Origin of the sequence: Sandarakinorhabdus sp. (genome assembly GCF_040398645.1) — a bacterium.
GTDB lineage: Bacteria > Pseudomonadota > Alphaproteobacteria > Sphingomonadales > Sphingomonadaceae > Sandarakinorhabdus.
On the sequence record NZ_JBBATR010000013.1, the window covers coordinates 23,575 to 34,636 of the forward strand.

General features: G+C 64.0%; 13 protein-coding genes. 8 read left to right on the forward strand and 5 right to left on the reverse strand.

Annotation, left to right across the window (positions count from 1 at the left end; all coding sequences use genetic code 11):
• Nucleotides 1–4: 4 nt before the first annotated feature.
• Nucleotides 5–403 (reverse strand): hypothetical protein, encoded by a 399-nt coding sequence (locus tag ABWP50_RS04790; protein ID WP_353216853.1) that lies wholly within the window; start codon nucleotides 401–403, stop codon nucleotides 5–7.
• A gap of 102 nt (nucleotides 404–505) precedes the next feature.
• Complete coding sequence (locus ABWP50_RS04795; protein ID WP_353216854.1) at nucleotides 506–691, reverse strand: hypothetical protein; 186 nt, start codon at nucleotides 689–691, stop codon at nucleotides 506–508.
• 52 nt (nucleotides 692–743) lie between these two features.
• On the opposite strand from ABWP50_RS04795, the gene ABWP50_RS04800 reads away from it, so the two are divergent.
• The 3 genes from ABWP50_RS04800 (at nucleotide 744) to ABWP50_RS04810 (ending at nucleotide 2,083) form a co-directional block, all read left to right on the forward strand.
• Nucleotides 744–1,001, forward strand: a complete 258-nt coding sequence (locus tag ABWP50_RS04800; protein WP_353216855.1) for a ribbon-helix-helix domain-containing protein — start codon at nucleotides 744–746, stop codon at nucleotides 999–1,001.
• A gap of 3 nt (nucleotides 1,002–1,004) precedes the next feature.
• Nucleotides 1,005–1,319: a type II toxin-antitoxin system RelE/ParE family toxin gene (locus ABWP50_RS04805; RefSeq protein ID WP_353216856.1), complete on the forward strand. Its 315-nt coding sequence runs from the start codon at nucleotides 1,005–1,007 to the stop codon at nucleotides 1,317–1,319.
• Between the two features lie 92 nt (nucleotides 1,320–1,411).
• Nucleotides 1,412–2,083 carry a spermidine synthase gene (locus ABWP50_RS04810; protein ID WP_353216857.1) on the forward strand — a complete coding sequence of 224 codons (672 nt, stop codon included), beginning with the start codon at nucleotides 1,412–1,414 and terminating at the stop codon, nucleotides 2,081–2,083.
• Between the two features lie 19 nt (nucleotides 2,084–2,102).
• On the opposite strand, the gene purN is transcribed toward ABWP50_RS04810, so the two are convergent.
• On the reverse strand, nucleotides 2,103–3,041 hold the full coding sequence (gene purN / locus ABWP50_RS04815; protein WP_353216858.1) for a phosphoribosylglycinamide formyltransferase: 939 nt from the start codon (nucleotides 3,039–3,041) through the stop codon (nucleotides 2,103–2,105).
• On the reverse strand, nucleotides 3,034–4,122 hold the full coding sequence (purM, locus tag ABWP50_RS04820) for a phosphoribosylformylglycinamidine cyclo-ligase (protein WP_353216859.1): 1,089 nt from the start codon (nucleotides 4,120–4,122) through the stop codon (nucleotides 3,034–3,036). The genes purN and purM overlap by 8 nt, the downstream gene beginning before the upstream one ends.
• A 90-nt stretch (nucleotides 4,123–4,212) precedes the next feature.
• On the opposite strand from purM, the gene ABWP50_RS04825 reads away from it, so the two are divergent.
• The 5 genes from ABWP50_RS04825 to ABWP50_RS04845 all read left to right on the forward strand — a co-directional run bounded on the left by ABWP50_RS04825 (nucleotide 4,213) and on the right by ABWP50_RS04845 (nucleotide 10,596).
• On the forward strand, nucleotides 4,213–5,553 hold the full coding sequence (locus ABWP50_RS04825) for a heavy-metal-associated domain-containing protein (RefSeq protein WP_353216860.1): 1,341 nt from the start codon (nucleotides 4,213–4,215) through the stop codon (nucleotides 5,551–5,553).
• A 71-nt stretch (nucleotides 5,554–5,624) separates the two neighbouring features.
• Nucleotides 5,625–6,167, forward strand: a complete 543-nt coding sequence (locus ABWP50_RS04830; RefSeq protein WP_353216861.1) for an HdaA/DnaA family protein — start codon at nucleotides 5,625–5,627, stop codon at nucleotides 6,165–6,167.
• A gap of 88 nt (nucleotides 6,168–6,255) precedes the next feature.
• Nucleotides 6,256–8,433 carry an RNA degradosome polyphosphate kinase gene (locus ABWP50_RS04835; protein WP_353216862.1) on the forward strand — a complete coding sequence of 726 codons (2,178 nt, stop codon included), beginning with the start codon at nucleotides 6,256–6,258 and terminating at the stop codon, nucleotides 8,431–8,433.
• Between the two features lie 4 nt (nucleotides 8,434–8,437).
• Nucleotides 8,438–9,985, forward strand: coding sequence for a Ppx/GppA phosphatase family protein (locus ABWP50_RS04840; RefSeq protein ID WP_353216863.1), 1,548 nt, complete (start codon nucleotides 8,438–8,440; stop codon nucleotides 9,983–9,985).
• Complete coding sequence (locus tag ABWP50_RS04845) at nucleotides 9,985–10,596, forward strand: DJ-1/PfpI family protein (protein ID WP_353216864.1); 612 nt, start codon at nucleotides 9,985–9,987, stop codon at nucleotides 10,594–10,596. The genes ABWP50_RS04840 and ABWP50_RS04845 overlap by 1 nt, the downstream gene beginning before the upstream one ends.
• Nucleotides 10,597–10,603: 7 nt before the next feature.
• On the opposite strand, the gene ABWP50_RS04850 is transcribed toward ABWP50_RS04845, so the two are convergent.
• On the reverse strand, nucleotides 10,604–11,062 hold a 459-nt coding region (locus ABWP50_RS04850; RefSeq protein WP_502950976.1), incomplete at its 5' end, for a ribonuclease D.

The following is an 11,062-nucleotide window of genomic DNA, read 5'->3' on the forward strand; positions in this document are numbered from 1 at the left end:
CTTTTTATTGCATGCTTGCAGCCAGCAGCTTGGCAACGATCTTGTCAACAAGAGGAACAGTAAAATCGGCTACCGGATCGTCAGTCTTATCGATGCTACGATAATATTCTCCGGCATCGAATGCCAAGAAAACCTCATCGAAGAGCTCTGGCCAGGGAATTTCATTAGACATCCCAACCCGATTGATCAGGTCACTCCAAAGATGATTTACGAGTGAATCGCAAAACTCAAAGTTTGCGAAGCCTGCATTATATTTGACAGCCAAGGCTGCGCCGATTTGATCGAAAAATTCTGAAACAGTCAGGCCAAGACCCATTGCCCAGCGGTCCACATCACTCCCATCAGTGAATGTTTCCCCGTTCTCATCCACGCGCGCCAAAAGAGTTTCGAAGATTTCGTCCATATGTCGCCTCAAGATAGTATCAAATAACAGCCGTCAATCTACGGGTTGAGTTATCGCCCCCTCCTCCTTGAGAGTAAAATCGTGCTGAAGGTTTTGGTGGGGCTATACTGCGGTCTCGCAAGGGGATTTCAGTTCGGCAGCACGGCCAACCGTATGGGCCCACTGCCAGAACGACGCGCTCAGCATTGCCTCGATCATTGCCCAATCCAGCCAATCGGTGAGCACGCCCCCGTCAGCCAGCTGGGCCAAAATGCGCCAGTCGTCAGCCTGGAGCTTGTCGGTGTCCACAATATTCCTTATATTATGGACGTGACGTTTTTGGGGCGGAGGATATGCCAGCATGAGCAAGCCAATGACACTGAATGTCCGGGTTGGCGGCTCGTTGGGTGATTTTGTGGCGGCAAATGTGGGCGACGATGGCGGCTATGAGAATGTCAGTGAATATGTCCGGGACCTTATTCGGCGGGACAAGGAGCGCGTGGAAGCAGAAGCCTTTGTGCGGTTACAAGCCGAATTGGCGGCGGCATTTGCGGCGCCGGAGTCGAGCTATGCCGCTATGGACGCGGATACCATCATCAATCGCAACACCCGCCGTTGAACCGTGGCCGGTTTCCAGGTTTCAGAGCGGGCGGGGCATCGCCTGGATGAGATTTATGTCTACACCCGCGATGCGTGGGGTGGGGCGCAGGCAGAACGCTACATCAGGGGCTTGTTCGCGCGGTTTGACGAAATTGCCGCGCGAACGATCCCGTGGCGGGCCATCCCGGCGGAATTTGGCGTAAACGGCTTCTACTGCCGCCATGAGCATCATTATGTTTACTGGCGGGTGCTGGCCGATGGCGGCGTTGGCATCGTGACCATCTTGCACGAACGCATGCACCAGTCTGACCGGTTCCGCGTGGATACAGGCGGTTAGTTCGGCAGGAAGCGGCTGGCACCCAGGCGCTGCGTCTGACATGGCATTTGCAATGGAGGACGCACGATGACCAAGAACGCAGCCACGGCGCGATGACGCCGCGTGAATTGATCGGTGTGGCCGAGGTGCCCGGCGGCCCGCCGCTGCGGCTGTTCCGTCGCGGCGATGATTTCATGATCGTGCTGGACCGCAACGAGTTGATGAGCACGCGGATGCATGGCTCCGAGGTTGCGCTGGGCACCATGGCTTGTGATCGGCTTGCCGGCCGCGCGGCGCCGCATGTGCTGATTGGCGGCTATGGCATGGGCTTCACGCTGCGTGCCGTGCTGGGCCAGTTGGGAGCGGACGCAGCGGTTACGGTGGTGGAATTGGTGCCGGGCATCATCTTATGGGCGCGCGGGCCGATGGCGGCGGTGACCGACAAGTGCCTGGATGATCCGCGCGTAACGCTGACGATGGGCGACGTTGCCGCCACGATCGGGCAGGCGGCGGCGGTATATGATGCGATCTTGCTGGATGTGGACAATGGCCCGGACGGTCTCACCCGGCCCGCCAATGAGGGCATTTACAGCCCCAAGGGCCTTGCCGATGCGCGCCGGGCGCTGCGTGGTGGCGGCGTGCTCGCGGTGTGGTCAGCGGGGCCGGACACGGCATTTGGGCGGCGGCTTGAGCACGCGGGCTTCGCGGTCGAGACGGTGCGGGTGCGGGCGCGCGAGAGCGGCAAAGGTGCCGCGCATGTGATCTGGTTTGCCGTCAAACGTTGAGCGCGGTTTTCAGCGTGGCCTAGATCGGCAGCATCGCCAGCCGCTTGGGCGCGCACAGGCGCCAAGCCGCGGTCAGCATCGCCTCGATCATCGCCCAATCTGGCCCATCGGTGAGCACGATGCCGACCCAGCCGGCCGGGCCGAAATATTTGGGGCGGAAATAGCGGTCCGGGTCCCGCTCGATCAGCATCGCGGCTTCATCGACGCCGGACACTTTGAGCAGCAGGGAGGTGACGCCGTCGCCGTGGTGGTTCTCGGAGAAATAGGCGAAGAACTTGCCGCCTTCGACGAAGAAGCCCGGTGAACCGTGAGACAGTTTTTCGGCCGCCGCTGGCAGATTCAGCGCCAGGCTGCGCACGCGCGCCAGCAATGCTTCGGGGCGCGAATCCGCCGACACGAAATCAGCGAGCACGCGCGGATACAGCTGATGTTCGGCATATTGCACCCGCACCGCCAGTGTTTCGGGCGTGTCGCCGGGCAGCAGCTTGATGCGCGCCTGCGCCAATACTGGCCCGCCATCGAGTTCGGGGGTGACGATGTGAATGGTGCAGCCGGTTTCATCTTCGCCAGCGGCCAGCACGGCGGCATGGGTGTGCAGGCCCTTGTGCTTGGGCAGCAAACTTGGATGGATATTGAGGCAGCGGCCCTGCCAGTGCGCCACAAATTCGGCCGAAAGCAGCCGCATATAGCCAGCCAGCGCGATGTGGGTGACGCCGGCTGCTGCCAGTTCGCGGGTGATGAGCGCGTCGAATTCGGCGCGCTTGCGGCCCACATGGTTGTGCGCAAAGGTGGCGATGCCTTCTGCCGTTGCCAGCGCAAGGCCGGCCGCTTGCGGGTCATTGCTGCCCACCACCACGATCTCATAGGGGCAATCATAGAGCCGGCTGGCATAAAGCAGCGCGGCCATGTTGCTGCCGCGCCCTGATATCAGCACGCCGACGCGCGCCCGTTCAGCCATCGTGGCTGGCCGTCCAGGCCGCAGCTTCACCCCATTGGCCAGGCGCGCCGTGCACATCGCAGCCGCGGGTGCCGGCGATGATTTCGCCAATCACGCCGGCCGTTTCGCCCGCTGCTGCCAGCGCCGCGATCACGCTGTCGCAATCGCCGCGGTCCACCGCCAGCACCATGCCGGTGCCGCAATTGAAGGTGCGCGCCATTTCTGCGGCTGCCACGCCGCCCTGGCTGCGCAGCCAATCGAACAGCGGCGGCAGCCCCGGCGCCGCCACCAGCGCGCGGCAACCATCGGGCAACACGCGCGGGATGTTTTCCAGAAAGCCGCCGCCGGTGATGTGCGCCAGCGCCTTGATCTGGCCAGCGCGAATGAGCGGCAGCAGCGATTTCACGTAAATGCGGGTGGGCATCAGCAGCGCATCGGCCAGGCTGCGGCTGGCATCAAACGGGGCCGTGGCGGCAAGATCGGCCATCACGTCAGCAACGATGCGGCGGACCAGCGAATAGCCGTTGCTGTGCGCGCCCGATGACGCGACACCGATCAGCATCTGGCCGGGCGCTACACCTGCGCCGGTCAATTGCTCACCGCGTTCGACAGCGCCGACGGCAAAGCCGGCCAGATCATAATCGCCGGGCCCGTACATGCCCGGCATTTCCGCCGTTTCGCCGCCGATCAGCGCGCAGCCGGCCTGCAGGCAGCCATCGGCAATGCCGGCCACTACGCGCGCGGCCACGCCGTTCTCCAGCTTGCCAGTGGAAAAATAATCGAGGAAAAACAGCGGTTCTGCGCCCTGCACGATCAGATCGTTGACGCACATCGCCACCAGATCAATGCCCACTGTGTCATGGCGCCCGGTGTCGATGGCCAGCTTCAGTTTGGTGCCCACCCCGTCATTGGCGGCGACCAGCAGCGGATCCTTGTAACCGGCAGCCTTGGGATCGAAAAAGCCGCCAAAGCCGCCGAGTTCAGCCGATGCGCCAGGGCGGGCGGTGGCGCGGGCCAGCGGGGCAATCATACGCACCAGCGCATTGCCGGCGGCAATATCAACGCCGGCATCGGCATAGGTGAGGGGGCGCTTGTTGGTCATGAGGCGCGGCATAGCGCCAGTTCGGGGCCAACACCAGTATCGCTGCATGGCGGCTTGGCAAGCAGGGCGCGGCCGGCCTACACAGCGGGCGTGAACCGCATCCTGCCCGTGCTGGCCGGGCTTGGCTTGCTGGCGGTGGTGGCCGCCGCCCAGCAATCCACGCCAAAGGCCGTGGTGCCGCCGCCCGATCCGTCGCGCGGCGGCGGCAATGCCTATGCCGTGGGCGGCATCGATGTGGACGTGACGGCACGATCGGTGGATGATGCGCGCCGCGTGGCCTGGACGGCGGCACAGCGCAAGGCGTGGCCGCAGCTGTGGTCACGATTGACCGGCCGCGCCGAGGCCGAGGCGCCGCGGCTGGCCGATGGCCAGATCGATGCGATGGTGGCCGGTATCGAAAGCCAGGGCGAGCGGTTTTCGGACACGCGCTACATCGCCCGGCTGGGGGTGGTGTTTGATCGCAGCCGGGTGGTAGAGCGATTGGGCAGCGCCATTTCGCTGCTGCAATCGCCGCCGATGCTGCTGTTGCCGCTGCTGGTGGATGGCGGGGCGGGCACGCTGTTTCAGGGGCGCAATGCCTGGGCCGACGCGTGGGGGCGCTGGCGCGGCAATGTCACACCGATGGATTATGTGCTGCCGCCGGGCACCCCGTCCGACAATCTGTGGTTGACGATGTGGCAGGCGGGCCGCAGCGAACGCAGCAGCTGGCAGCAGATCATCAGCCGGTTTGATACGGTGGATGTGCTGCTGGCCGAAGCCCGCCTCACGCGCAGCTTTCCGGGTGGGCCGATCACGGCGGTGTTCACGGCGCGCCATGGCCCCGATGGCCTGGTGTTGGGCCGATTTTCGCTGCGGGTAACCACCGAAGCCGGGCTGCCGCGCCTGCTGGAAGACGGTGTGCGCCGTATCGACATGATCTATGCCGATGCCCTGCGCGCCGGCCAGTTGCAGGCCGATGCCGGGCTGGCCATCGATGTGTTGCCGATCATCGATGCCGAGGTGCTGATTGGCCAGCCGCTGCCCGAAACCAGCGCCATGATCCTTGCAGCAATCACGCCAGACACCGCCAGCCTGGTGGCTGCCGAGCGCTTGCTGCGCAGCATTGCCGGCGATGTGCTGGTGCGCCAATCCGCGGTGGGCGGCACCAGCCGCATCGAAGTGGCCATGCCCGGCGGCGAAGCGGCACTGGCGGAGGCGTTGGCCAAAGCCGGGTGGCAGCTGGAACGGCTGGGCAATGATCTGGTGCTGCGCCGCCGGCTGCCGGCAGTGCCCGCGGCCATCGTGGCCCTGCCGGCCGCCGTCCAACCTGCGCCTGTTGCGGCCAAGCCGGCCGTATCACCAGCCCAGCCGGTCCCGTTACCAGCCAAGCTGCCAGCAAATCCGCCTGCCGGGCCACCAGCCAAGCCGCCAGCGCCTGCGACTGCCACTTGAGCCTGCCGCACGCGCCCGAACCGCCGTTACCGCTGGCCTGGCCTGTCGATCACAGTCCGGCGAGGTTGGCGGTGACCGGTGCCAATCGTGCGGCTGCCGCCTGGCTGGCCACGCCGGCGCTATGGCCGGTGCCGGTCACGCTGCTGATCGGGCCGGCGGGCGCAGGCAAATCGCATCTGGCGCGCTGGTTTGCAGCCAGCCATGCCGGCACGGTGATCGAATCGGCCGAAACGATCGATCCCGAACGCCTGTTTCATGCCTGGAATGCGGCCACGCCGGCGCAGCCGTTGCTGCTCACCAGTCGCCACAGCCCGCGTGATTGGGGGCATGGCCTGCCCGACCTCGCCAGCCGGCTGGCCGCGACACCGCAGATCAGGCTGGGGGAGCCCGATGACGAATTGCTGGGGCTGGTGATTGGCAAGTTGTTCGCCGAACGCGGTATCCGGGTGCAGGACGATCTGATCCACTGGCTGGTGCTGCGGATCGAACGCAGCCTGGCTGCGGCGCAGGCGGTGGTGGCGCGGCTGGACGCAGAAGCTCTGGCGCGGCGGCGGGCGATTACCATCCCGCTGGCCCGCGAAGTGGTTGATGGGCAAGGCGAGCTGGGTTTCTGACGCGCATCGGGCATCGCTGCTACCTTGATTGCGGCTGCCGCGAGCAAATGTCATTCCATGCCAGCGGGGAACAGGGTAAGCAGGCGCCATGTTCACCGTAGCCCCCGAAATCCCCGCCAGCGACCGCTATATCAATCGCGAATTGTCGTGGCTGTCGTTCAATGATCGTGTGCTGGCCGAAGCCATGAACCGGGCGCATCCGCTGCTGGAACGGCTGCGGTTTCTTTCAATTTCGGGCAATAATCTGGATGAATTTTTCATGGTGCGCGCCGCTGGCCTGCGCGGCCAGGTACGCGCCGGCATCGATACGCTGAGTGCCGAAGGCATGACGCCGGCGCAGCAACTGCTCGCCATCGCTGCCAAGGCCGACAGCCTGATGGAAGAACAGCAGCGCGTATGGGGCCTGCTGGCCAAGGAGCTGACGCGCGTTGATTTTCACGTCATCACCGCAGCCAAGCTGACCAAGGCCGAGCTGGCATGGCTGGAAACGCATTTCCTCGATCAGATTTTCCCGGTGCTCACGCCGCAGGCTATCGATCCGGCACACCCGTTTCCGTTTATTCCCAACAAGGGATTTTCGTTGATCATGGAATTGCGGCGGCAATCGGATGATGAACTGCTGCGCGCTTTACTGATGCTGCCGGCCATGCTGCCGCGCTTCATCCGGCTGCCGGTGGGCAGCGGCCGCGCCGTGCGCTGGATCAGCCTGGAAAACACTATCCGGGCGTTTTTCGGGCAATTGTTCCCCGGTTATGAGCTGATCGGCGATTCGGCGTTCCGGGTGATCCGCGATTCGGACATCGAAATCGAAGAAGAAGCCGAAGATCTGGTGCGCTTTTACCAGACAGCGCTCAAACGCCGTCGCCGCGGCGAGGTGATCCACCTTGCCATGGAAGAAATGACCTCGCCCAACCTGCACTCGCTGGTGAAAAGCCAGCTGGGCGTGGACGACCGCGACACGGTGATGGTGGAAGGCGTGCTGGGCATCAACGATCTGGCGCTGCTGGTGGATGAAGACCGGCCTGATCTGAAGTTCGAACCGCACACGCCGCGCTTTCCGGAGCGGATCCGCGAGCATGGCGGCGATTGTTTTGCAGCGATTCGCGGCAAGGATCTGGTGGTCCACCACCCCTATGAAAGTTTTGAAGTGGTGCTGGCCTTCCTGCGCCAGGCGGCGGCCGATCCCGATGTGATCGCCATCAAGCAGACACTTTATCGCGCCGGCAAGAACAGCCCGATCGTGCGCACCCTGATCGATGCTGCCGAAGCCGGCAAATCGGTGACAGCGGTTGTCGAGTTGAAAGCCCGGTTTGACGAGGAACAGAATATCCGTTGGGCCAGCGAATTGGAACGCGCCGGCGTGCAAGTCGTTTATGGTTTCGTGGAATGGAAAACGCACGCCAAATTGTCGATGGTGGTGCGCCGCGAAGGCGCTGCCATCCGCACCTATGTGCATTTCGGCACCGGCAATTATCATCCCGTCACAGCGCGGATTTACACCGATTTGTCGTTTTTCACCGCCGATCCGGTGCTGGCCCGCGATGCCGCTCAGGTGATGAATTACATCACCGGCTATGTGCAGCCGACCAATCTGGAAAAGCTGGGCATGGCGCCGCTGACCATGCGGGGTCGCCTGTATGGCTTGATCGACGCTGAAATCGCGCATGCCAATGCTGGCCGGCCGGCTGCTATCTGGGTGAAGCTGAACAGTCTGGTTGATTCCGGCCTGATTGAAAAACTCTATGAAGCCAGTGCTGCGGGGGTCGAGATCGATCTGATCATTCGCGGCATCTGTTGTTTGAAACCCGGCGTGCCCGGCCTGTCGGACAACATCCGCGTCAAATCGGTGATCGGGCGGTTTCTGGAGCATAGCCGCATTTGCGTGTTCAGCGGCGGCAGCGAATTGCCCAGCGAATCGGCCAAGGTATTCCTCAGCTCGGCGGACTGGATGCCGCGCAACCTTGATCGCCGCGTGGAAATCATGGTGCCGGTGGAAAATCCCACGGTGCATGCCCAGGTGCTCGATCAGGTGATGCTGGCCAATCTGAAGGACAATCAGCAAAGCTGGGAAATGGACGCCCAAGGCCGCTACACCCGCATTGTGGCCGGCCGGGACGATGGCTTCAATCTGCATCGCTATTTCATGACCAATCCCTCGCTGTCCGGCCGCGGCCAAATGAAGAACGCCGCCGCCGTGCCGGTGCTGATGCTGCCTGACGAGATCGATGAGCTTGATGAAGCCAGCGACGCGGCCGGGTTGGCCTGAACCGATGCGCCTGCCCGTGATCAACCTTGCCCGGCGGGTCGGCCTGGTTGGCGGTGCGCTGCCGTTAACTGCCGCGATGCCAAGTGGCGATGATCGCTGCGCCATCATCGATATCGGCAGCAATTCAATCCGGCTGGTGGTCTATCAGGGTCGCACCCGCATTCCGGCCATCATGTTCAATGAAAAGGTGATGGCAGGGCTGGGTCGGGGCCTGGCTGCCAATGGCAAGCTGGGCAAGGGCGCAATGTCCGTCGCGGTGGACGGGTTGCAGCGCTTTGCTGCGCTTACCCGGGCCATGAGCATCAGCGACGTGCGCACAGTGGCCACGGCAGCGGTGCGTGAAGCCAGCAATGGCCCGGCCTTCATCGCGCGGGTGGAGCATGAATGCGGCCTGCCCATCACGGTGATCGATGGCGCTGCCGAAGCGCACGGGGCCGCCATGGGGCTGGTATCGGGCATTCCGGAGGCGGACGGCGTGGTTGGCGATCTGGGCGGGGGCAGCCTGGAATTGATCCGCGTGGCGGGCGGGGTGGTGGGCAACCGCATTTCGCTGCCGATCGGCGCGCTGCGGCTGGATGCGCTGCGCAAGCGTGATCGCCGCGCGATGGGGCCGTTCATCGCCAAGGCGCTCGACCAGATGGATTGGGCTGAGCAAGGCCGCGGCAAGCCCTTTTACATGGTGGGCGGATCGTGGCGCGCGTTGGCGCAAATCCATATCTGGATGACTGGCCACCCCCTGAAAATTGTGCACCAGTATGAAATGCCGGCCACAGCGCCGGCCAAATTATTTCGCAGCCTGTCGCAGATCGATGCCGATACACTCAAGGCCGTGCCGCATCTGTCGACATCGCGTTTGCCATCACTGCCGGGCGCGGCAATGCTGCTGGCGGCGGTGGTGAAGCGGCTGGGATCATCCAGCGTGATCGCATCCGGCTTTGGCTTGCGTGAAGGTCTGTTGTTTGGCGATCTTGATCCCGAAGAACGTCTCCGCGACCCGCTGGTCGAAGCGGCGCGCGGCGAAGGCGCGCGGCAAGGGCGGTTTGCTGAGCACGGCGATATGCTGTTCGATTGGATGGACCCGCTGTTTGGTGACGAACCGCCCGGCGATCGCCGGCTGCGCCTGACGGCATGCCTGCTATCGGATATTGCCTGGCGCGCGCACCCGGATTTTCGCGCCGAACGCGGTGTTGAAGTGGCACTGCATGGCAATTGGGTGGCAATAACCGCTGCCGAGCGGGCGGCGCTGGCCTGCGCGCTGCATCATTGTTTTGGCGGCAACGGCGATGCGCCGGTGATGGCAACGCTGCTGCAACTGGCACCTGCGCTGTTTCTGGCCCGCGCGCGCGCCTGGGGGCTGGCCTTGCGGCTCGGGCAGCGGCTTACCGGCGGCACAGCGGTGGGCCTGGCGGCCAGCCGGCTGGAACGGAACGGCGAAACACTAATGCTGCGTCTGGGTGCCGGCCACGCTGAGTTGGCAGGTGAGGCGGTGGTGCGCCGGCTCAAGCTGCTTGGCACAGCACTGGCGTTGACGCCCCGGCTGGAGATCGTCTGATGCAGGTCGCGGTGTTGACGTTCGATGGCTTCAATGAGCTGGACAGTTTCGTGGCCGCCGCCATCATCAATCGGCTGCGTCCGATGGGCTGGACGGCACAGATCTGTACGCCGAGCGACTATGTTACCTCGATGAACGGGGTGGTGGTGGCGCGCCAGCAGCCGCTGGAATTTGCCGGGCAAGCCGATGCGGTCATCATAGGCAGCGGCATCAACACCCGAGCGATTGCCGATGATGCGGCGCTGCTGGCACGGTTGCAACTCGATCCGGCGCAGCAACTGATCGCGGCGCAATGTTCGGGCACGCTGCTGTTGGCGCGCCTCGGCCTTGTCGGCTCGCTGCCGGCCTGCACCGATCTTACCAGCAAGCCGTGGGTGGTTGCGGCCGGGGTGGACGTGATCGATGCGCCGTTTGTGGCGCACGGCAATGTGGCGACGGCGGGCGGGTGCATGGCGTCGGTATATTTGGCGGCCTGGATGATCGCGCGCGGCGCGGGTTGGGATGCCGCGGCGAGCGCTCTGCACTATGTAGCGCCGGTTGGAGAGAAAGAGGCGTATGTGGCGCGGGCGCGCGCGGTGGTGACGTCGTTTTTGCTGGCAGAGGCAGCTTAGTTCCCGCCTAGTCTTCGCTGATCCGGCTCATTTTCAGCTTGCCGTCGACCACGGCAAAGCCCAGCCGTCCTTCGACCAGCGCCAGCGCATCGGCGCCGAAGATATCGCGCCGCCAGCCCTGCAGCATATCGAGGCCGTTGCGCTGACCGGCTGCCAGCAATTCCAGATCATCGGAACGCACGATCAACCGCGGCGCCACGCCGGTTTCCTTGGCGCGGATTTTCAGCAGCAATTTCAGCAGATCCGCGATCAGTGCGCCTTCGCTGGACAGGCCCGGCCGCTGCGGTTCACGCGCCGGCATTTCATCGGCGGGCAGCGGCCCGGCGGCATTCAGCGCAGCCATCAGCCGGTCACCGATGCCATTGCTGGCCCAGGCCGCCGACAGGCCGCGCACCTTGGCCAGATCGCTCTGGCTGCGCGGCGGTGAGCCGGCCAGATCACCCAGCGTTTCATCCTTGACGATGCG

Excerpts from the sequence above, each read along its gene's own strand:
- ABWP50_RS04790 (WP_353216853.1), bottom strand. The coding sequence starts at position 403 with ATGGACGAAATCTTCGAAACTCTTTTGGCGCGCGTGGATGAGAACGGG.
- ABWP50_RS04800 (WP_353216855.1), top strand. The coding sequence starts at position 744 with ATGAGCAAGCCAATGACACTGAATGTCCGGGTTGGCGGCTCGTTGGGT.
- ABWP50_RS04810 (WP_353216857.1), top strand. The coding sequence starts at position 1,412 with ATGACGCCGCGTGAATTGATCGGTGTGGCCGAGGTGCCCGGCGGCCCG.
- purN (WP_353216858.1), bottom strand. The coding sequence starts at position 3,041 with ATGGCTGAACGGGCGCGCGTCGGCGTGCTGATATCAGGGCGCGGCAGC.
- purM (WP_353216859.1), bottom strand. The coding sequence starts at position 4,122 with ATGACCAACAAGCGCCCCCTCACCTATGCCGATGCCGGCGTTGATATT.
- ABWP50_RS04835 (WP_353216862.1), top strand. The coding sequence starts at position 6,256 with ATGTTCACCGTAGCCCCCGAAATCCCCGCCAGCGACCGCTATATCAAT.
- ABWP50_RS04840 (WP_353216863.1), top strand. The coding sequence starts at position 8,438 with ATGCGCCTGCCCGTGATCAACCTTGCCCGGCGGGTCGGCCTGGTTGGC.
- ABWP50_RS04845 (WP_353216864.1), top strand. The coding sequence starts at position 9,985 with ATGCAGGTCGCGGTGTTGACGTTCGATGGCTTCAATGAGCTGGACAGT.